We start from the raw sequence: 20,067 nt of genomic DNA, 5'->3' as shown, positions 1-20,067 counted from the left end.
TCCTCCAAGAGACAACTCAATTATTCTATCATCTTCTACTGAACTTGTCAACACTTTTTCGAAACTTTTTTCATTCCGCTACTGACTAGCCCCTCAAGAGACAACTCAATTATTCTATCACGACTTATACACATTGTCAACCGTTTTTTTGAAAATGATAAAACAGCTGCAAAAACTGCAACTGTTTTATTATCTTTATTGACGCACCTCTAGAAGACCCAAATCTCCATCTTCACGTCTATACAATACATTTGTTGTACCGTCATTGGCATCTGTATAGATAAAGAAATCATGTCCGAGCAACTCCAATTGGAGGACTGCTTCTTCCATATCCATTGGTTTCAAGTCTACTTGCTTAGTACGAACCACTTTTACTTCCTCGCCTGTTTGCTCAACAAGTTCATCTGTAAAGACTTGACCAGTTGCCACTTTTTGACGATGTTTTCGTTCAATCTTGGTTTTGTTACGACGAATTTGGCGTTCAATCTTATCTACTACAAGATCGATAGAGCCATACATTTCTTGTGAAATATCTTCTGCGCGAAGTGTAACTGCTCCAACTGGAATTGTTACTTCTACTTTTGCGCGCTTGTCACGGTAAACTTTTAGATTTACTTTAGCATTCAACTCTTGTTCTTCATTGAAATATTTCTCAATCTTAGCCACTTTCTCTTCTACATAGGTGCGAAGTGCATCTGTAACTTCAAGGTTTTCTCCACGAATACTGAATTTAATCATATTAGTACCTCTTTCTTGGCTTTCGCCTTTCTTCACTATTATTATACCACATTATAGGAATATTGCAACCGTTTTCTTATCGTGTTAGTGAAAATGTTTTGATTTCTTTCCTACCAATTTTCACAAAAAGTTCTACAGCAAGTTGGATTGTGGCTCCTGTTGTGTATATATCGTCGAATAATAATATCTTTTCTGGCACTTCTTTTTCATCTAATAGATAGAACATCTGTTTTGCTTCTAGTCTCTCTGCTCGATTTTTAGACGATTGTTTTTGGCTTTCATACTTTCCAAGAAGGGACTGATAGGGAATATTTGTAGCATCCAAAAGTCCTTCCACTTGATTAAACCCACGTTCTGATAGTCGTTTTTGACTAATTGGTATGGGAACAATTGTGTAATCAGAAAATTGGCTTAACGCTATTCTAAGCTTTTTAGCAAAAATATTTCTTAAAACATAGTCTCCTTGAAATTTGTAGCGACTAAAATAATGTGCCATCGCTTGATTATATTGGTACAAAGCTGTGTGGACAACTAGTTTCCCTTGATTCTGCCAGTACTGACAATCCTTGCAACTTTCCGATTCTCCATTTTTATAACAATGTGGACAGTGTTGCTCTGCTATTTCCTCAAAAGTCGAAAAACATTCTTCACAGGTGCCCGATTTTTCTTTACTAAAGAAGATGAGATCTGAAAATCTTGTTTTATTTTTCATAGCTTGATCACACAATAGACAATTAGACATATCCAGCCTCCTTGTTCATCTGTTTAATTTCAGCGATTGCCTTTTCAATGGCTCCTGTACTTCCTTCATGATAAAACTGGAGCAACCCAGTCGGACGTTCCATACTCCTGCCGACCCGGCCCGCAATCTGAACAAGACTTGACGCTGTGTAGAGGTAATGATTGGCTTGAACAACAAAGACGTCTACACATGGGAAGGTTACCCCACGTTCAAGAATAGTAGTCGAGATTAAGACTGTGATTTCTCTCTTGCGAAACCCCTCAACGATTTCAAGGCGATTTTCTGTTTGACTGGATACAAAGCCAATTGTTTCTTCTGGGAATGTGTTTTTCATTATCTTGGTAAATTCTTGACCTTTGGAGATTTCTGGGACAAAAATGAGTAAGGGAAAGCCCGACTTTCTCTGTTCTTCAATCGCTTTTTTCAACTTTGGGACTAGTCTATTTTTCTTTAGGGTATCATCGAATTTACTAAACCAGACTTTTTGCGGGACAACAAGCGGATTGCCATGAAAGCGCCTTGGCAAACTAAGACGGCTTAATTTGCCCGTTCTGACTTTTTTATCCAATTCATCTGTTGAAGTCGCCGTCAGAAAAACTTGAACACCGGCTTCCTTGACCGCATTGTCTGCTGCTCGATAGAGCATGGGATTATCTGCATAGGGAAAGGCGTCTACTTCATCAATCAAAACCAAATCAAAGGCCTGATAAAATTTTAATAACTGATGTGTGGTTGCTACAACTAATGGAGTTCGGAAATAGGGTTCAGACTCTCCATGTAGTAAACTAATTGGAACTGAAAAGTCATTTTGCAGACGTTTATAGAGTTCGATACAAACATCGATTCGAGGACTGGCTAAGCAAACCGCTCCGCCTTTATCAATCACTGAGGCAACGGTGTGGTAAATCATTTCTGTCTTACCTGCTCCTGTTACTGCATGAACCAATGTTGCACGATTATTTTCCACGTTTGCAACTAGTCCATCTGAAATTCTTTGTTGCCAATCAGTTAGTTGACCTTTCCACTTTAAACACTTAGTGATTGGAAAATCTTTCTGAGGAAAATGATAGAGTTTTTCGTCCGACCGCACTCTGCCTAGAAGCAAGCAGGCTCGACAGTAATAAGCATCGTTTGGCAATTTGTTTTCTTCTTCAAAAGTTGTTCCACAGCGAAAGCAGTTATTCTTTTTTGTAATACTTGGCACTTTTTCTGCTATTTCTCTTTCTTTTGCTGTCAATTGGTATTTGATAAATAATCTTCCATAATAATTTTCTAATTCTTTCATCGCTTATTTATTCGGAATTTCTTGTCAGTTTTAAAAAAAATTAGTACAATTTGGTTATGAAAGAATTTAAAACAATTAGAGAAGATGGTATTGTTGAAGAAGAAATTAAAAAGTCACGATTTATCTGCTTTATGAAACGAGTGACCAGCGAGGAGGAAGCTCGCGACTTTATCAACAAGATCAAGAAAGAACATTACAAGGCTACTCATAACTGCTCTGCTTTTGTCCTTGGAGAAAATATGGAAATCAAGCGTTCCTCAGATGATGGGGAGCCGTCTGGTACTGCTGGTGTGCCAATGCTGACGGTTTTAGAAAATCACGAACTGACCAATGTCGCAACAGTGGTTACCCGCTATTTTGGAGGTATCAAACTAGGGGCAGGCGGACTTATTCGTGCTTACGCTGGAGCAGTGGCTAATGCAGTCAAGGAGATCGGTGTTGTGGAAATCAAGGAGCAGGAAGGTATTTCCATTAGTATGTCCTACGCCCAATACCAAGAGTTTGCCAATTGGCGAGCTGAGCAAGGTCTGGAAGAATTTGATACCCAGTTTACTACTGAAGTTTCAACCATGATTTTTGTAGATAAAGAATTCCTTGAACAAACATTAGCAAGTCTTACTGACTTTTACCACGGAAAAGTATTCGCGGAAAAAGCTAACTCTCGAATCGTTGAGGTACCTGTCTATTAAAAAAAGCTATCGGCGAGATAGTTTTTTTATATTATCCTTTTTTGACTTTCTACTATATAATGTATAATAACATTATTTGGAGGTGCCATATGGCTATTTATCAAAACATTACTCAATTAGTTGGAAAAACACCTGTTATTAAACTCAATAATATCGTTCCAGAGGGGGCAGCGGAAGTCTATGTGAAATTAGAGGCCTTTAACCCAGGTTCTTCTGTAAAAGACCGGATCGCCTTGGCTATGATTGAAGATGCTGAAAAGGCTGGTACCATCAAACCTGGAGATACTATTGTTGAGCCAACAAGTGGTAACACTGGTATCGGTCTTGCTTGGGTTGGAGCAGCAAAAGGTTATAAGGTGATTATCGTCATGCCTGAAACCATGAGTGTTGAGCGTCGTAAGATTATCCAAGCTTATGGAGCTGAACTTGTCTTGACTCCTGGTAGCGAAGGGATGAAGGGGGCTATCGCCAAAGCAAAAGAGATTGCTGAAGAAAAAAATGGCTGGGTTCCTTTCCAGTTTGCTAATCCATCCAATCCAAAAGTTCACGAAGATACAACAGGACAGGAAATTTTGGAAGACTTTGGAACAACTAGTTTAGATGCCTTTGTATCTGGCGTTGGTACTGGTGGTACCGTTTCAGGTGTTTCGCATGTTTTGAAGACAGCAAATCCAGATATTGCTATCTATGCTGTCGAAGCTGATGAATCAGCTGTCTTATCTGGTGAAGCACCTGGTCCGCACAAGATCCAAGGTATTTCGGCAGGTTTTATTCCAGATACTTTGGACACTAGCGCCTATGATGGCATTATTCGTGTCAAATCCGATGATGCCTTAGCTACAGGTCGTGCTATCGGTGGAAAAGAAGGATTCTTAGTTGGTATTTCTTCAGGTGCAGCAATTCACGCTGCTATCGAAGTCGCTAAGGAGTTGGGAACTGGAAAAAAAGTGTTGGCAATCTTGCCTGATAACGGAGAACGTTACTTGTCAACAGCTCTTTACGAGTTCAATGATTAAAAAGAAAGAAGGTTAGGAATGCATCCTATACCTTCTTTTCTTTGTGTTCTTTGAGATAGCCTTTAGCTTCCTCAATCCATTTCGGAAGTTGTTTTGCTAAAGGGGAAAAGCCAATTTTATTCCGTTCATTTGTAAAACGATGATGACGCGGAATTTTTTGTTGTTCTTCTTCTAAGGTCCGGATTGATAAACTAGCCTTTTCAGTATATTCATCAAAGTCAACTACCTGTACCAAAACCTCTTGCCCCAATTTTAAATGATCATAAATATTATCAACAAAACCTGTTTTGATTTCCGAGATATGGATTAGGCCCGTCGTCCCATTCTCTAATTGTACAAAGGCTCCATACGGCTGAATGCCCGTTACCGTCCCCTTGAGTTTATCTCCGATTTTCATCTTAATCCTCTATTTCGATGGTCTCAATTACAACATCTTCATGTGGGCGATCTGCTGAATCTGTTGCAACCGCTGCGATAGCATCCAAGACGACGAAGGATTCTTCATCAACTAGATGACCAAACACTGTGTGGCGTTGGTCTAGATGTGGTGTCCCGCCATTTTTGACATAGGCTTCTGCAACTTCTTTAGGCCAACCGCCTCGTTCTAATTCTTTCGCATTGTATGGGAAGTTTTGGTTTTGAACGATAAAGAATTGGCTTCCATTTGTATTTGGTCCTGCATTGGCCATTGACAAGGCTCCTCTGAGATTAAAAGCTTCCATTGAAAATTCATCTTCAAACGCAGTACCATAAATAGATTCACCACCCATGCCTGTTCCGGTTGGATCGCCACCTTGAATCATAAAGTCTTTGATAATACGATGGAAGATAATTCCGTCATAATAGCCATCTTTAGAAAGAGCTACGAAATTTGCTACCGTTTTGGGTGCAATTTCAGGGAAGAGTTTTACTGTTAACTTACCGTGGTTAGTCTTGATATGCGCAACTGGCCCTGTAACATTTTCCAAATCTAATTGCGGGAAATATTTTTCTTTTTCTACCATACCTAATTTCTCCAAGGCATCAAAAATGCCATCTTCTTCTACTTTTTTTGTGATATAATCTGCATGCTTTTGCAGTTCTGGATGTGAATGCCCCATAGCGATACTAATTCCTGCATAATCGAATAACTCAATATCGTTGAGTCCATCTCCGAACACTAGGACATTTTCAGGTTTCAGGCCTAGTTTTTCAACAACTTTAGCAACACCAGTTGCTTTGGAAGAGCCTTTTAGCACAATGTCCGATGAAATAGCATCCCAGCGAACACTACGCAATTCCGCTTGCAACTCTTCTGGAAGTTCTACTTCGTGACCATCTTTCTCAAAAGTTAACAATTGATAGATGTCATTTTCTTTATAAAAAGTTGGGTTTGTTTCCAAACCTTCATAAATCAAGTCAATTACTTGACTAATGCGGTCAGTTCGTGCAGAAAGTGTCCCTTTTTGACTACCAAGCATACCATATTCGATTCCAATTTCTTTAGCCCAATTTAATACAGATTCTACTAAATTTTGGGGCATTGGCTGATGGTACACTACCTGACCTTTGGCATCTTCTACGTAGGAGCCGTTAATCATAGCGAAAAAGTCTGGCTTTAAGGCCTTGATTTCTGGCACCAAACCATAAGGCGTTCGTCCTGACGCAATTCCTGTCAAAATTCCCTTTTCTTTCAGTGATTTGAAAACCTGCTGAATTGATTCAGGAATGTAGCCTGTATTCTTCACACGTAGCGTGTCGTCAATGTCAAAAAAGACTATTTTTATTTTTTTTGCCTTATATCTGAGTTTTGCATCCATATAATTCCACTATCCTTTGGTTGAAAATTAACTAATTTTCATTATACCACTATTGGTCCTCTTGCGCCACCAAACCATGCTGGAAAGCATAAACAACTGCTTGAGTACGGTCGCTCACAGCTAGTTTGGATAAGATATTGGAAACATGGGTTTTAACAGTTTTTAGGGAAATGAATGACTCATCTGCAATTCGTTGATTATCATATCCCTTGGCTAACAGCGTCAAGATTTCGCGTTCACGGGCTGTCAAGTCATCATGTAAATCTGGGTGGCGTTTATGGTGCTCTACTTTTTTCTCTACTTCTGTCTCAATAGCATATTCTCCAAGAGCTACCTTGCGGATGGCTGCTAATATTTCGTCAGCACTTGACGTTTTCAACATATAGCCACGAGCTCCTGCTTCCAGCACAGGATAGATTTTTTCATTATCTAGGTAGGAGGTCAGGATGACAATCTGCGCTTGCGGCCACTCCTTCAGCAAGGCCAGGGTTGCTTCTACGCCAGTCATCTTGGGCATAACCAAGTCCATCACTACAACATCGGGTTTAACCTCTAATGCTTTAGCCAAACCTTCCTCACCATCACTAGCTTCTGCAACTACTTCAACATCTGGCTGTAAATTTAAGTAACTTTTCAATCCTAGACGAACCATCTCATGGTCGTCAACCAGCATCACTCGAATCGTATTCATCTTCTTTTCCTTTCAATAGTGGGATACGAATATCAATCGCCACTCCCTTATTTGGGGCTGTGCGAATTTTTATCGTTCCAGCCATGTCTTCAACCCGCTCACGTATGTTTTGAAGACCATAACTTAATTCATCATCTGCACCTTGTTGGAAGCCGATACCATCGTCTGTCATTTTCAACTGCAGTTCTGTTTCCTTCTGCAAGAGGTAAACATCCAAATGCTTGGCCTTGGCATGTCGCAAAGTATTACTGATAATTTCTTGCGCAATGCGGAAGAGATGTTCTTCAATTAGTTTCGGTAGCTCCTCTACTTCATGTTGGAAATGAACGATAATATTACTTTTGTCGCTAACTTCACGCAAAATCAGCTCAAATCCTTCAACCAAGGTTTTACTTTCAAGTTCACTTGGGCGTAGATGTAATAATAGGATGCGTAGATCTCTTTGGGCAGACTCAATCATGTCTTTCACGAGCATCAGCTGTTCCTGCAAGGTTTCCTGCGGAAGAATGGATAGATTGGACGATAATCCTGACAAAATCATGCTCGTTGCAAATAACTCTTGACTAACCGTATCATGCAAATCCCTGGCAATCCGTTTCCGTTCTCCCTCAACAATCTCTTCTTTCTTGACTAAATCTTGATTGTCAACCAGCTGCACCTGACGTGTGAGGTTTCTGACCTTATCAGACAACTGGAGCAAGAGTTGATCACTTTCGGTATCTGTTCGAATACTTTTATTCTTCAAGATAGCTTGTAACTTCGTCCGCATAACCTGAGTGGAGGCTAGGCTGACAGTTTGTACCATTACAGCTAGAAAAAGGGTCAAAACAATAACTAGTAGAATGAGAGTAAACACGAGCTGCTCCGTTGAAATCCAGAGCGTAACATCTAGCAATGAATAATTTAAAAGTGGGAGGGTGGAAGCAATCACCACAAAAACAATAAGACAGGCAAACCAGGCGAGGAGTAGGTAGGTACGTTTTCTCATACGCGAACCACCTCCACATCTCCCAGTATATTGTTGGTAACGACTTTTACACGTTTGTGTGATTCTTGATAATCGGGACTATTGACCGCTATACTTTCATTCCGCAAATCCCAGTATGATTCACCCAGGAAACTTACTCGTCCATAGATACTAGTTGCTGAAAGTGCAACCTCAACATCAATTGGAACAATAATTTTTGTCCGTCCAAACGTTTTACGAATTACAACAATATTATCTCTGCCAACTAATACAGTCTTATCCAAATCAACTACATCATTGCCAAACAAGCGTACAATGTTAATATCTTCAAAACCAAACCTATCTTGAGAGTGATCGTGGTTGCCAAACCATCTATTTTTCTCTTTTTGAACTTGTAGAGAATAGTCACTAAAAACAATGTGGGTATATTGGTTTCTCTTTTCATAACGTGAAAAGAAATTAATCAGCATGTAGACGACTAGTAGCATAATCCCAATAATGAAGAAGGGATTTAAAACAAAGACCAAAAATAATAGAGATAAGGAGCTGACCAGTAAAACACTGTTGATTTTTCTTCCTAGGAAGTACCAAATGACGAGTAATAAGGCAGAGAAAAGTAGCAGGGTCCGACTGGCCTCATTGGCTACCACGTCAAAGGCTGCCATCGTAAAAATCATACTTTCTATTAGTAGAAAAAATTGAACTTTCCGCATCTTCTCCATCCTTTCTATACTATTGTAACAAAAAATAAGTAAAAGAACTCCATCCAAAGTAGGAAATATTAGTTCAAAGCAACGAGATGCAGGCTGTACTTGGGTACGGCAAAGTAAATTAACAAGACAAGCAAAATAAACTAAACATGACTATAAACTATGCAAATCACTCCTAGGCCATCACCCTTGATGGACAGAAGGAAACAATTTTGGCATAGGGGACCGCTCACAAGCTACGCTCTCTAATCAAGAGAAAAAGGTTCGGCATCTGCCCAACCTTATTCATCTTTATTGTCCGCTATCTGTCGAAGTACTTGTGCTAGTGGAGCTTCCTGTTGAGGAATCGCTACTGGTACCGGTTGATGCAACGGAGACATACAAGGTAACTGTTCCATCAATTGTTGCGCCAGCAGCAGGATATTGTCCAATGACGATGTCACTTGTCGTTGAATAATAGCTTCTATCTTCTTGTTTTTCAATACTTTCCACATTGACACCCAGTGCTTGTAATTGACTACGTGCCTGTGAATAGGTGTAATTGCCAGATGTCAAATCAGGCATAATCAATTCTTTTCCTTTTGAAACAACTAGATTGATGATAGAACCTTTTGTCAACTCTGTATTGGCAACAGGATCTGTACTGATAACCTGACCCGCAGTAACAGATGAGCTATATTCCTGAGTAATAGTTCCAATACTGAAGCCTGCTGTCTGAAGAATTTGAGTAGCATTCTCCTGAGTTTTTCCAACAACGTTTGGAACAACTTGTGGCGCTACTCCTTTGGAAATGTAAAGGGTAATTTTCGCCCCCTTCTCAGCAGAACTATTTGCTCCTGGATCTGTTTTGATGACGAGACCTTGGGCAACTTTTTCGCTATATTCTTCTTTTATTGTCGCTTGGAAACCAAGAGCCTCCAATTCCTGCCGTGCAGTATCAGAATCCTTATCTGTCACATCTGGAATAGATACCATCGCAGCCGTTGCTACTACAATATCAATCTTACTTCCTTGACGTCTGGTCGTCTTTGCAGCCGGAGAGGTCCGTATTACCAAGCCTTCATCTACAGTCGCTGTCGCTTCTTCTGTGATGTTTCCAACTTCCAATCCTGCCACTTCAATCATTTCAGTAGCTTTTTCAACGGTTTGACCAGACACATCAGGGACTGTAACTGTTCGTGGAGTGTTGAAAAACATGAGTCCAGTCGCTATGACTGTTAACAAAATAGCTCCTATCAAGACTTTGTAGCGTGTACGCATACCTGGCCTTGGTTTTGAAACAGGCTTATTTCCCGACTTCGCCACTTCTTTCTTACCAGCCCCCTTGTCCGCCGCAGAAACTTGGGCAGAACTGTTTGTATGCGGTACTTTCGTTTCAACATTGGCCTGGGAGAGTTTTGGCAAGGTTTTTGTATCAACCTTGTTCCCTTCTAGTTCAACCCTAGGTTCATTCCGACGATCCATGGATAGGGCCGAAGCTAAATCTGCATACATTTCTGCAACCGACTTATAGCGCTCGTTTAATTTTTTAGCCGTTGCTTTTAGTACAACATTTTCTAAAGCCTGAGGTACGTTGGTATTCTCTTCTCTAACAGATGGGAGAGGTTTTTGGAAATGCTGAAGAGCAATCGTCACAGCACTGTCTCCATCATAGGGAATGCGACCCGTCAACATTTCAAAAAGGATGATTCCCATCGCATAAATGTCACTTTGAATGGTCGCTTTCGAACCACGCGCCTGCTCAGGTGAAAGATAGTGAACAGAACCCAACATGGAGTTGGTTTGTGTCAAACTCGTTTCAGCAAAGGCAACTGCAATACCAAAGTCTGTTACTTTAGCGACTCCATTGGAAGTCAAAAGGACGTTCTGAGGTTTCAAATCTCGATGGACAATTCCTCTTGTGTGCGCCATTCGCATAGCGAGGAGAATCTGTCCCATAATTCGCACCGCAACATCGTTGGAGAGTGGTGCATTTTCTTTTATATAACGTTTTAAATCGAGGCCATTGACATATTCCATAGCCAGATACTGTTGACCATCTTCTTCGCCGATGTCCGAAATACGAACGATATTGGGATGGTCAAGTTCTGCCATGGCACGCGCTTCACGTTGAAAACGCTGGATAGCAATTTGATCTGTCTGATAGTTGGTCCGAAGAACTTTAACGGCAACCTCTTCTCCATCTAAAATCAAATCTCTTGCTAGGTAAACATCTGCCATACCGCCTCGACCAATTTGCCGAACGATTCGATACCGACCGGCAAAGATCTTACCGATTTGAATCATTACCTAGCCTCCTCCGTAATGTGAAGCAAACCTACTGTAATATTATCTAGACCGCCTGCATTATTAGCAAAACGTACAAGTGTTTCTACCTTGCTTTCAATTGAAACATCACTCAATACAATATCACGAATGTCCTCGGTTGGTACCATATTGGTTAAGCCATCGCTGTTAATAAGGACGTAATCTCCAACCTCAAGAGTTTTCAAAGCAATGTCTGGTTCGATTGGTTCGGCTTGTCCGATGGACTGCGTTACAATATTTTTTTGAGGATGACGCTGTGCTTCTTCTTCTGTGAGCTGACCAGCTCGAACAAGGGCACCTACCAGCGAATGGTCGTTGGTTAGACGTGTATATTCGCCATCTCTAATCAATCCAACTCGTGAATCTCCAACATGGGCATAGATCATTTGGTTGTCGATGACAACAACTGCTTCAAGCGTTGTTCCCATCCCCTTGTATTCTTCTGTCTGTCCAAGTTCATGAATCTTTTGGTTTTCAGCGTCAATGATTGCAACCATCCATTCACGGACGTCATTTAAGGTCACTAATTGAGTATCAACCCAAGCAGCTCCCAAATCTGTTGCTGCCATTTCACTGGCAATATGGCCGGCACGGTGACCACCCATTCCATCAGCTAACACGACCAAATCAATCCCTGCACGGTTTTTGTAGCGATTGATATAGTCTTGGTTGTTCGAACGTTTCTGTCCTACATCAGTAAGTAATGCAATTTCCATAATTTTTATCGTTGCTAAGCAACTTCCTCCTCTTATTCTAGGATTTTCGTCTAAGTTGACCGATGAAAAATCCATCTGTCTTATACTGTTCAGGGGTTATCAACAAGCAGCCATCCACCATAATATCTGTTTGAGGGTGTTCTAGTGTCACCTGCTCAAAATTGGGATGGTTTTGCAGAAATTCTTGAATAACCTCTTGATTTTCCTTAGCAATAATCGTACATGTGCTATAGGTTATTATACCACCAATTTTCAAGCTTTGGCAAACACTGTCCAGTATCTGCAACTGGATAGTCTTTAGAGAATCAAAGTCCATCGCTGCCTTGTTATAACGAATATCTGGCTTACGGCGGATAAGTCCAATACCTGAACAAGGAGCGTCTACCAATATCTTATCAAAGGTATCAGGGCCAAATGTTTCATGAACACGACTGGCGTCCAGACGTTTGGTCTCAATCTTATCTTCTAGACCTAAACGAAGTGCGTTTTCTTCAATCAGGTTTAGTTTATGATCATATAAATCCAACGCATAAACTTTTCCATCCGTAAGATAGCTTGCCATATGACAGGTCTTTCCACCCGGAGCTGCACAGGCATCCAAGATGATTTCATCTCCTTGAATATCCAAAGTCGGAGCTACCAATTGACTGGTCTCGTCTTGAATAGTGATAAGCCCTTCCTTGAAATAATCTGTCCCCGCAAAGTGTCCATGAGATTTAACCAACCCAACTGGTGATAACTGCGAGTGTTGGGCGCCTAGCTCCTCTGCCAATCGCTCCACTTGTTGACTATCTGTCACGCGTACGCTGGCCTTATTCCGATCATGTAAGCTTTGGAAAATCTGCTCAGCACGTTCATCGCTATATTCTGCAATCAGGGTTTGGACCAACCAAACTGGCACAGAATACCGAACGGATAGACGTTTGTTCTTTCTTTTTATATCCGCTGGTTTCGGCAACGAATCCTGACTAAGCTTACGCAAAATAGCATTGACAAATTTGTCAGTTCCAGGCTTTCGCTTGGCAATATTAACTGCCTCATTGACAACTGCGTGAACAGGCAATTTATCCAAATATACCAACTGGTAGAGGCTCAACATGAGGAGATAGTAGACCCAAGTGTCCAACTTTTCCCTATCTTCAATAAAATGTGCCAAATACCACTCTAGGGTAATTTTACGAGAAACCGTCCCATAAACCAACTCGGTCGCCAAGCCCTTGTCCTGTGCTGATAAACGAGAAGATTCTAGAGCCTTATTGAGAGCAATGTTCGAGTAAGCTCCTTGATCAAAGACTTGTTCCAATACAGATAAGGCTAGACTTCTTGCTGTTTCATGTTTATTGATCACCAAATTGATCTCCTACTGCAATATCTCGACCTGCACCATTTAAAAAGTCTGCAATGGTCATTTTTGGCTTACCAGCTGGCTGGACAGTTTTCAGAGAAAGGGCTCCCTGACCTGTCGCAATGATCAATTCTTTCTTGCTTCGAGCAATAACCTGACCAACTGGTCCTTCACCTTCTGCTTCTACAGCTTCTTGAATTTTAAACCGTTCCCCTTGCCAATAGGTGTGGGCAACGGGCCACGGGTACATACCGCGAATGTGATTAAATAGTTGACGAGCTGTCTTATTCCAATCCAGTACCTCTTCTTCTGGCTGGATATTTGGTGAGAAGGTTACCTGTTCTGGATTTTGAGCGACTGGCTTCAAGTCACCAGCAATATAGGCTGGTAAGGTTTGTAATAATAAATCCCGACCAACAACAGCCAACTTTTCAAACAAGGTGCCGACATTGTCACTTTCTTCAATAGCAATGCTATCGCTGGAAATCATGTCACCGGCATCCATTTCCTTGACCATTTCCATGATGGTTACGCCAGCACGTTCATCACCGTTAATCAAAGCGTAATGGATAGGAGCACCGCCACGGTATTTAGGAAGAAGAGAAGCATGAACATTGACCGCAAAGTCAACTGAGTTCAATAATTTGGTTGGTAGGAATTGCCCAAAAGCTGCCGTCACAATCCCGTCTGCTCCCAAGGTCATCAGCTCGTCCATTTCTTTGCTTCCAGATAGCTTCTCTGGCTGATAGACTGGTAAATTGTATTCCAAGGCTACTTCTTTCACAGGTGTCATTTGGATGACTTTTTTTCGTCCAACAGCTCGGTCTGGCTGGGTTACAACTGCCAGTATGTTATAATTTCCATCAGCTAAGAGCCCTCTTAAGACCGTCGCTGAAAACGCTGGCGTTCCCATAAAAATCAACTTTGTCATATTCGTGTTCTCATCTCCTTTTCATTTTCTGATTCATATCAATTATACTATCCCCTAATTATATCATTTTTGCTTATTTTTTCCTTAATTAAAGGTTTTTAAAACAAAAAATGCAAGGTCAATAGTGACCTCACATCATATTCTGCGGTTCATTGTCAATAATCAGCCGCAAATCCTGATTTTCTCTCTCCTGTGTCCAATCCAAAATCTGGTTCAAGACTTCTTCCAAACGGTCTTCATGCCGGTATTTCAAGATAATCTGGTAGTGGTAGAGATTATGGGTTCTGGCAATGGGCTTAGGCGTCGGTCCCAGGATTTGAATTGCATCTGTTAAGTGTTGACGGAGAAAATCTACAGTTTCATAGGCTTTTTTCACGATAAATTCTTCCGACTTGTGCGAAAAGGTTAGACCAACCGTAAAATAGTAAGGCGGATAACCAAGATTTTTCCGAATGCCCATCTCATAACGATAGAAACCTTCATAATCCTGCTCTTTGGCAAAGGCAATGGCATAATGATTTGGGTTGTAGGTCTGAATCAGGACCTCCCCTTCCTTATCAGCTCGACCGGCCCGACCAGCTACCTGAGTTAGCAACTGGAAGGTCCGCTCAGAAGACCGAAAATCAGGCAGATTCAGAGCCGTATCCGCATTGAGCACCCCAACCAGCGTCACATTTGGAAAATCCAAGCCCTTGGCAATCATCTGGGTCCCCAGAAGAATATCCGCTTCGCCTCGACCAAACCGTTCGAGCAAGTCCTCATGAGCACCTTTTTTCTTGGTAGTATCCACATCCATACGCAAAATTCTAGCCTCTGGCAAGAGCTCCTGCAATTCATCGTAGGCTTTTTGCGTACCCGTCCCATAATAACGAATGGAACGACTTTGGCAGTTTGGACAGGTCTGAGGAATCCCCTTTTGAAAACCACAATAGTGGCAATTCATCGTTTTTGTGTCCATGTGGAGCGTCAGGGAAATATCACAGTTGGGACACTGGTCAACACTCCCACAATCACGACACATGACAAAAGAAGAATAGCCCCGGCGGTTCAACATAAGAACGACCTGTTCCTTACGAGCCAGCTTTTCTCTAATCTTTTCAATCAAGACAGGGGTAAAATTACTAGCCTCCTGCTGACCGATATAATCACGGAAATCCACAACTTCCACTTCTGGAATACGAGCCAAGGGATTGGCCCTCTGGTTAAGAGTCAGCCTTCCATAAACTCCTCGACTAGCCCGAGCCCGTGTTTCAAGACACGGCGTAGCAGAACCCAAAACCAAGGTGGCTCGATTATAGTCTGCCCGCAACTTCGCCACATCACGCGCATGGTAGCGTGGATTGCTGTCCTGCTTGTAGGTCGCCTCATGCTCCTCATCAATAATGATAACACCCAGGTTTGTCAATGGTGCAAAAATGGCCGAGCGAGCCCCGACAACTACTTGGGCATTCCCCGCCTCAATCTTCCGCCACTCGTCATACTTCTCTCCGTCAGACAAGCCCGAATGCAAAATAGCAACCTGCTGACCAAAACGAGAAATAAAACGGTTGGTCATCTGAGGGGTCAAGGATATTTCAGGTACTAGCATAATAGCCGTTTTCCCCATTTTTAAAACCCTATCAATAACCTGGAGATAGACTTCCGTCTTCCCAGAACCTGTCACTCCTTGCAGTAGAAAGGTCTGGCTTTCCTGACCGATAGAGGCCACAATCTCACGAACCGCAATCGCCTGCTCTGGATTCAAATCCAAGGCCTGCGTTTTTTCCACCTTATCAAAAACTCCCTGAGTCCGCGACACTTCCTCTTCCCAGACTTCTATATAGCCTTTTTCTTGGAAATAGCGGAGCGTATCAGCAGAATAGTCCGATTTTAGGTTTGAAAGGAGCTGGTCTTCAGAATGTTCCAGAAGAAATTCTCTTAACTGCTGCCGTTTTTTAGCCCGATTGCTGATGTCTGCTTCTCGCAATTTCTCCAGACAAACTCGGTACCATTTTTCCGTCTTGATTTGCTTCTTATCCTTGGCCACATAGTCTACCAAGACTTTCCCTGACTGGGCCAGACGCATGATTTTCCCTTGCTCTGTCACGTCCAAGTCAGAAAAACGAATCTGCTCCTTATCCCCAAATAGACTAAGCTGCTCTGCCATTTCCAAACCAATCCCTGGACGGAGCAATTTGTCATAGGTCGAATTGAGCAAGCTAGGCAACATGGATTTTAAGAGAGTAATTTTATAGGAGAAGACCGACTTCCTCATCTGGTCCGCCAACCAAAATTGCTCTTGATTGAGAACAGGACCATAGTCCAAAACCTCGGCAAGCTCTTTCAAGTCTTGTAAGTTATTTTCATCATCTTCATCAATCAAGTCAACCACAATCCCTTGAATCAGCCGATTTCCCTTACCAAAGGGTACATGGACGCGCACGCCAACCATGAGCCCCTCTTCCAACTCAGCTGGAACGCGATAGGAATAAGCTTGATCTGTCTGCATCAAAGGGACGTCTACAATAATCTGTGCTAACATACCATCTCCATTTATTTTACCTTCTAATACCACGACTGATGCGAACAAGGTTCACTTTATGTATAACCTCCAACTATTAGTTGGAGCAAATATTAAAAGATAAACTAAATGACCTAGCTCCTTTCTGTCAAAACTTTCATCATTCCGAAAGTGAAAAGAAACCCGGATGGCAATCCCAACCGAGTCTTGTTTCTAAATCTTTTCGCCTTCTTCTTTTTCTTTAGCAATTTGAGCTTTGATTTTACGCTCTTCTTCTTCTGCCAAACGTTTAGCCTCTTCGGCACGGCGACGAACAGCCTCACGTTTCGCTTCTGGGTCTGGGTGGATGACTACATTACCTGATTCAATTTCTTCCAAGGCGCGTAGGGTGGATTTCACTGAGGTAAATTCTTGAGTTGGTTTGGCACCTGCTTCCAATTCATGGGCACGCTTAGCCTCAAGAATAACCAAAGAATACTTAGATGGTACCTTATCCAACAAGGTATCAATTGACGGCTTCAACATCATAATGCGATTCTCTCTTCTTTCTTTTATCGTTCTGCTATCTGTTCACGAATCATTTCATCGTAGCGACCAATCACTCGGTCTACACGGAAATGTTCTGCTTCGATAATACGCTTGACACGCTCAGCAGCCAACGGGACTTCATCGTTCACAACTGCATAATCATACTCACGCATCAAGGCAATCTCTTCCTTGGCACGTTCGATACGTTGAGCAATAATTTCCTCACTATCCGTTCCGCGACCAATCAAGCGATCTTGCAACTCCTCCAAGTCAGGTGGTGTCAAGAAAATGAACACCCCATCTGGAACCTTTTTCTTCACTTGGAGGGCACCCTGTACTTCAATTTCTAAAAAGACATCAATTCCCTTATCAAGAGTTTCATTGACATAGGTCAGAGGTGTTCCATAGTAATTTCCAACGTACTCTGCATATTCCAACATTTGACCCTGGCGAATCAAATCTTCAAATTCCTCACGACTACGGAAGAAATAGTCAACTCCATCAACTTCTCCTGGTCTCTGTGGACGTGTCGTCATGGATACAGAATATTCAAATTTATTATCAGAGCTTTCAAAAATTTCCTTTCGAACTGTTCCTTTTCCAACACCAGATGGGCCAGAAAAGACAATGAGTAAGCCTCGCTCTTTCATGATATCTCCTTTTAAATCTTTCATTCTAGTGTAACAAAATTTAGCATGAATTTCAACTGCTTTTAAATACGATTAGAATATTTTCTGTTCTCAATCCTAAACGAACTTTGAGCCAGTAGAAAAAGAGCCCTTCGGACTCTTCTACATTTACTTAGCAACATCTGTTGCTCTTGTTTCACGGATAACTGTGATTTTGATATTTCCTGGATAATCCAGATTATTTTCAATTTTCTCACGAACATCATGGGCCAAGATGGTAATCTGATCATCAGTGACCTTGTTAGGATGAACGATAATCCGAATTTCACGACCAGCCTGAATAGCATAGGATTGTTTAATCCCTTCAAAACTGTTGGCGATTTCTTCCAAGTCTTGCAGACGTTTGATATAGGCTTCCATAGATTCACGACGCGAACCTGGACGAGCAGCGCTCAGAGCATCTGCCGCAGCCACAATAACTGCAATAGTACTTGTCGCTTCTACATCGCCATGGTGACTAGCAATCGCATTGATAACAATTGGATTCTCTTTATATTTCTTAGCCAATTCGGTACCGATTTCAACGTGGCTTCCATCCACCTCACGGTCAATAGCTTTACCAACGTCATGTAGGAAACCAGCTCGACGGGCCAAATTCACATTCTCGCCCAATTCAGCAGCAAGTACACCTGCTAATTTAGCAACTTCGATTGAGTGGCGAAGAACATTTTGTCCGTAAGAGGTACGGAAATGCAAACGTCCCATGATTTTAATCAAGTCTGGATGGAGGTTTGGTGCCCCAACTTCATAAGCAGCAGCTTCCCCATACTCACGAATACGGTTATCCATTTCTACACGGTGTTTCTCAACCAACTCCTCAATACGAGCTGGATGAATACGACCATCTTGAAGCAAGGTCTCCATGGTCATACGGGCAATCTCACGGCGAATCGGATCAAAACCTGATAGAACAACCACTTCTGGTGTATCATCAATGATAACATCGATACCTGTGAGACTTTCAAAGGTACGAATATTTCGACCCTCACGTCCAATAATCCGTCCCTTCATCGCATCATCCGGTAAATGAACCGATGTAATCGTCTGCTCAGCCACATATTCACCTGATATACGTTGCATCGCTTGAGCTAACAAGTCCTTTGCCATCTTGTCAGAACGTTCTTTTACTTCACGCTCTGCTTCCTTGATACGAGTCGCAATTTCATGCGTCAGTTTATCACGTGTATCGGTAAGGATGATTTCCTTCGCCTCTTCTTGACTGAGGGCCGCCACTCGTTCTAACTCCAAAGCTTTTTGTTCTTCGAGTTTTACAACTTCTTGTTCACGCTCATCAATGTGCTTAGCTTTATCGGTCAGACTTTGTTCCTTTTGTTCCAAAGTCTTTTCCTTGTTGGTCAAATTATCGTCTTTGCGGTCCAAGCTAGTCGCCCGCTCTGTCAAGCGTGATTCGATTTGCTTCAACTCTTGACGTTCTGACTTAAATTCTTCTGCAATTTCTTCTCGGTACTTACGAGCTTCTTCCTTAGCTTCCAAGAGTAATTCTTTTTTCAAGGTCTGGCGATCGCGCTCAGCTGTTTTTAGAATAACCTCAGCTTGCTCTTCCGCTCGACCACGAACATTACTAGCTTCTTGTTCTGCGTTTAAAAGTGTCAATTCTGCAGTTTCTTTTGCAGATTTCATCTTCAAAGAAATGGCAAAGTAACCTAATACTAAACCAATGAGAGCAGAAACAAGGGTCACTACTACTGTAATGATATCCATATTTCTACCTCTTTTTTATAATTCGATTTTCACAAAATCTGTATCTATTTTATCATATTTGAAACGATTTCACAATTCCAAATTGTCAAATATGGTATAATAAATTCATCACTTATTTGGAGGAAACCATGAAAAAAGAAGTCACTGTCGAAAGCTTCGAGCTAGACCACACTATTGTAAAAGCACCTTACATCCGCTTAATTTCTGAAGAAGTCGGACCCAAAGGAGACATTATTACAAACTTTGATATTCGCCTTATCCAACCCAACGAAAATGCAATGGATACAGCTGGTCTACATACCATCGAGCATCTATTAGCTAAACTAATTCGCCAGCGCATCGACGGGCTAATCGACTGCTCTCCTTTCGGGTGTCGGACAGGTTTCCACATGATTATGTGGGGAAAACAAGACTCTGAAAAGATTGCTCAAGTCATTAAGTCGAGTTTGGAAGAAATTGCAGAAGGTATCACTTGGGAGGATGTTCCTGGGACAACCATTGAATCATGCGGTAACTACAAAGACCACAGCCTTCATTCAGCTAAAGAATGGGCCAAACTAATCCTTTCTCAAGGAATCTCTACCGATGCCTTTGAAAGAAAACCAATCTAACAAAAAAAGCGGATAAACCGCTCAGAACGTAGACAAACTCCTAAAAATATAAAAAATTGAAGAAGTTTGCGAAAGATAGCA

At 41.7% G+C, this 20,067-nt stretch carries 19 protein-coding genes; 3 read left to right on the top strand and 16 right to left on the bottom strand.

Annotation, left to right across the window (positions count from 1 at the left end):
* Positions 1-195 precede the first annotated feature (195 nt).
* The 3 genes from hpf to K5Q34_RS10460 form a co-directional block, all read right to left on the bottom strand.
* Positions 196-738, bottom strand: coding sequence for a ribosome hibernation-promoting factor, HPF/YfiA family (gene hpf / locus K5Q34_RS10470; RefSeq protein ID WP_014637536.1), 543 nt, complete (start codon positions 736-738; stop codon positions 196-198).
* 76 nt (positions 739-814) lie between these two features.
* The gene (locus tag K5Q34_RS10465) at positions 815-1,480 is read right to left on the bottom strand and encodes a ComF family protein (RefSeq protein ID WP_205028913.1); all 666 of its coding nucleotides are present in this window, start codon (positions 1,478-1,480) and stop codon (positions 815-817) included.
* Positions 1,473-2,765, bottom strand: coding sequence for a DEAD/DEAH box helicase (locus tag K5Q34_RS10460; protein WP_221864972.1), 1,293 nt, complete (start codon positions 2,763-2,765; stop codon positions 1,473-1,475). Before K5Q34_RS10460 ends, K5Q34_RS10465 begins: the two co-directional genes overlap by 8 nt.
* 56 nt (positions 2,766-2,821) lie before the next feature.
* Here K5Q34_RS10460 and K5Q34_RS10455 point away from each other — a divergent pair, with 56 nt between their 5' ends.
* Together K5Q34_RS10455 and cysK are read left to right on the top strand one after the other, a co-directional pair.
* Positions 2,822-3,454 carry a YigZ family protein gene (locus K5Q34_RS10455; protein WP_014637533.1) on the top strand — a complete coding sequence of 211 codons (633 nt, stop codon included), beginning with the start codon at positions 2,822-2,824 and terminating at the stop codon, positions 3,452-3,454.
* Positions 3,455-3,543: 89 nt separating this feature from the next.
* The gene (cysK, locus tag K5Q34_RS10450; RefSeq protein ID WP_105212081.1) at positions 3,544-4,470 is read left to right on the top strand and encodes a cysteine synthase A; all 927 of its coding nucleotides are present in this window, start codon (positions 3,544-3,546) and stop codon (positions 4,468-4,470) included.
* Positions 4,471-4,495: 25 nt separating this feature from the next.
* Here cysK and K5Q34_RS10445 read toward each other — a convergent pair whose 3' ends face one another.
* The 13 genes from K5Q34_RS10445 to K5Q34_RS10385 all read right to left on the bottom strand — a co-directional run bounded on the left by K5Q34_RS10445 (position 4,496) and on the right by K5Q34_RS10385 (position 19,375).
* Entirely contained in the window at positions 4,496-4,867 is a 372-nt protein-coding gene (locus K5Q34_RS10445; RefSeq protein WP_002937017.1) for a S1 RNA-binding domain-containing protein, read from the bottom strand.
* A gap of 1 nt (position 4,868) precedes the next feature.
* Positions 4,869-6,269: a bifunctional Cof-type HAD-IIB family hydrolase/peptidylprolyl isomerase gene (locus tag K5Q34_RS10440; protein ID WP_024377222.1), complete on the bottom strand. Its 1,401-nt coding sequence runs from the start codon at positions 6,267-6,269 to the stop codon at positions 4,869-4,871.
* Positions 6,270-6,318: 49 nt separating this feature from the next.
* The gene (locus K5Q34_RS10435) at positions 6,319-6,960 is read right to left on the bottom strand and encodes a response regulator transcription factor (RefSeq protein WP_002937025.1); all 642 of its coding nucleotides are present in this window, start codon (positions 6,958-6,960) and stop codon (positions 6,319-6,321) included.
* Complete coding sequence (locus K5Q34_RS10430) at positions 6,932-7,948, bottom strand: sensor histidine kinase (RefSeq protein WP_136670460.1); 1,017 nt, start codon at positions 7,946-7,948, stop codon at positions 6,932-6,934. The genes K5Q34_RS10435 and K5Q34_RS10430 overlap by 29 nt, the downstream gene beginning before the upstream one ends.
* Positions 7,945-8,640, bottom strand: coding sequence for a cell wall-active antibiotics response protein LiaF (gene liaF / locus K5Q34_RS10425; protein ID WP_205028911.1), 696 nt, complete (start codon positions 8,638-8,640; stop codon positions 7,945-7,947). The genes K5Q34_RS10430 and liaF overlap by 4 nt, the downstream gene beginning before the upstream one ends.
* Before the next feature lie 288 nt (positions 8,641-8,928).
* A complete protein-coding gene (pknB, locus tag K5Q34_RS10420) occupies positions 8,929-10,923 on the bottom strand; it encodes a Stk1 family PASTA domain-containing Ser/Thr kinase (protein ID WP_221864971.1) in 1,995 nt (664 codons plus the stop codon).
* Positions 10,923-11,660, bottom strand: coding sequence for a Stp1/IreP family PP2C-type Ser/Thr phosphatase (locus K5Q34_RS10415; RefSeq protein ID WP_004194145.1), 738 nt, complete (start codon positions 11,658-11,660; stop codon positions 10,923-10,925). The genes pknB and K5Q34_RS10415 overlap by 1 nt, the downstream gene beginning before the upstream one ends.
* 37 nt (positions 11,661-11,697) lie before the next feature.
* Complete coding sequence (gene rsmB, locus K5Q34_RS10410; RefSeq protein ID WP_221864970.1) at positions 11,698-13,011, bottom strand: 16S rRNA (cytosine(967)-C(5))-methyltransferase RsmB; 1,314 nt, start codon at positions 13,009-13,011, stop codon at positions 11,698-11,700.
* Positions 12,998-13,936: a methionyl-tRNA formyltransferase gene (gene fmt, locus K5Q34_RS10405; RefSeq protein ID WP_221864969.1), complete on the bottom strand. Its 939-nt coding sequence runs from the start codon at positions 13,934-13,936 to the stop codon at positions 12,998-13,000. The genes rsmB and fmt overlap by 14 nt, the downstream gene beginning before the upstream one ends.
* A gap of 130 nt (positions 13,937-14,066) precedes the next feature.
* Positions 14,067-16,457 (bottom strand): primosomal protein N', encoded by a 2,391-nt coding sequence (locus K5Q34_RS10400; RefSeq protein WP_221864968.1) that lies wholly within the window; start codon positions 16,455-16,457, stop codon positions 14,067-14,069.
* 192 nt (positions 16,458-16,649) lie between these two features.
* Positions 16,650-16,964, bottom strand: a complete 315-nt coding sequence (gene rpoZ / locus K5Q34_RS10395; RefSeq protein ID WP_004194153.1) for a DNA-directed RNA polymerase subunit omega — start codon at positions 16,962-16,964, stop codon at positions 16,650-16,652.
* Between the two features lie 23 nt (positions 16,965-16,987).
* Positions 16,988-17,614 carry a guanylate kinase gene (gene gmk / locus K5Q34_RS10390; RefSeq protein ID WP_024384084.1) on the bottom strand — a complete coding sequence of 209 codons (627 nt, stop codon included), beginning with the start codon at positions 17,612-17,614 and terminating at the stop codon, positions 16,988-16,990.
* A 147-nt stretch (positions 17,615-17,761) separates the two neighbouring features.
* Positions 17,762-19,375 (bottom strand): ribonuclease Y, encoded by a 1,614-nt coding sequence (locus K5Q34_RS10385; RefSeq protein WP_024384085.1) that lies wholly within the window; start codon positions 19,373-19,375, stop codon positions 17,762-17,764.
* A 128-nt stretch (positions 19,376-19,503) separates the two neighbouring features.
* On the opposite strand from K5Q34_RS10385, the gene K5Q34_RS10380 reads away from it, so the two are divergent.
* Positions 19,504-19,986, top strand: a complete 483-nt coding sequence (locus K5Q34_RS10380; protein WP_004194159.1) for an S-ribosylhomocysteine lyase — start codon at positions 19,504-19,506, stop codon at positions 19,984-19,986.
* Positions 19,987-20,067: the final 81 nt, after the last annotated feature.

Origin of the sequence: Streptococcus sp. 2018110 (assembly GCF_019754115.1) — a bacterium.
Classification (GTDB): domain Bacteria; phylum Bacillota; class Bacilli; order Lactobacillales; family Streptococcaceae; genus Streptococcus; species Streptococcus hashimotonensis.
The sequence above is the reverse complement of the archived record's forward strand: the minus strand, read 5'-3'. Positions and strand labels throughout refer to the sequence as shown.

What these genes read in the sequence shown, in the direction of transcription:
- hpf (WP_014637536.1), bottom strand. Translation starts at nt 738, where the DNA reads ATGATTAAATTCAGTATTCGTGGAGAAAACCTTGAAGTTACAGATGCA.
- K5Q34_RS10465 (WP_205028913.1), bottom strand. Translation starts at nt 1,480, where the DNA reads ATGTCTAATTGTCTATTGTGTGATCAAGCTATGAAAAATAAAACAAGA.
- K5Q34_RS10460 (WP_221864972.1), bottom strand. Translation starts at nt 2,765, where the DNA reads ATGAAAGAATTAGAAAATTATTATGGAAGATTATTTATCAAATACCAA.
- K5Q34_RS10455 (WP_014637533.1), top strand. Translation starts at nt 2,822, where the DNA reads ATGAAAGAATTTAAAACAATTAGAGAAGATGGTATTGTTGAAGAAGAA.
- cysK (WP_105212081.1), top strand. Translation starts at nt 3,544, where the DNA reads ATGGCTATTTATCAAAACATTACTCAATTAGTTGGAAAAACACCTGTT.
- K5Q34_RS10445 (WP_002937017.1), bottom strand. Translation starts at nt 4,867, where the DNA reads ATGAAAATCGGAGATAAACTCAAGGGGACGGTAACGGGCATTCAGCCG.
- K5Q34_RS10440 (WP_024377222.1), bottom strand. Translation starts at nt 6,269, where the DNA reads ATGGATGCAAAACTCAGATATAAGGCAAAAAAAATAAAAATAGTCTTT.
- K5Q34_RS10435 (WP_002937025.1), bottom strand. Translation starts at nt 6,960, where the DNA reads ATGAATACGATTCGAGTGATGCTGGTTGACGACCATGAGATGGTTCGT.
- K5Q34_RS10430 (WP_136670460.1), bottom strand. Translation starts at nt 7,948, where the DNA reads ATGAGAAAACGTACCTACCTACTCCTCGCCTGGTTTGCCTGTCTTATT.
- liaF (WP_205028911.1), bottom strand. Translation starts at nt 8,640, where the DNA reads ATGCGGAAAGTTCAATTTTTTCTACTAATAGAAAGTATGATTTTTACG.
- pknB (WP_221864971.1), bottom strand. Translation starts at nt 10,923, where the DNA reads ATGATTCAAATCGGTAAGATCTTTGCCGGTCGGTATCGAATCGTTCGG.
- K5Q34_RS10415 (WP_004194145.1), bottom strand. Translation starts at nt 11,660, where the DNA reads ATGGAAATTGCATTACTTACTGATGTAGGACAGAAACGTTCGAACAAC.
- fmt (WP_221864969.1), bottom strand. Translation starts at nt 13,936, where the DNA reads ATGACAAAGTTGATTTTTATGGGAACGCCAGCGTTTTCAGCGACGGTC.
- K5Q34_RS10400 (WP_221864968.1), bottom strand. Translation starts at nt 16,457, where the DNA reads ATGTTAGCACAGATTATTGTAGACGTCCCTTTGATGCAGACAGATCAA.
- rpoZ (WP_004194153.1), bottom strand. Translation starts at nt 16,964, where the DNA reads ATGATGTTGAAGCCGTCAATTGATACCTTGTTGGATAAGGTACCATCT.
- gmk (WP_024384084.1), bottom strand. Translation starts at nt 17,614, where the DNA reads ATGAAAGAGCGAGGCTTACTCATTGTCTTTTCTGGCCCATCTGGTGTT.
- K5Q34_RS10385 (WP_024384085.1), bottom strand. Translation starts at nt 19,375, where the DNA reads ATGGATATCATTACAGTAGTAGTGACCCTTGTTTCTGCTCTCATTGGT.
- K5Q34_RS10380 (WP_004194159.1), top strand. Translation starts at nt 19,504, where the DNA reads ATGAAAAAAGAAGTCACTGTCGAAAGCTTCGAGCTAGACCACACTATT.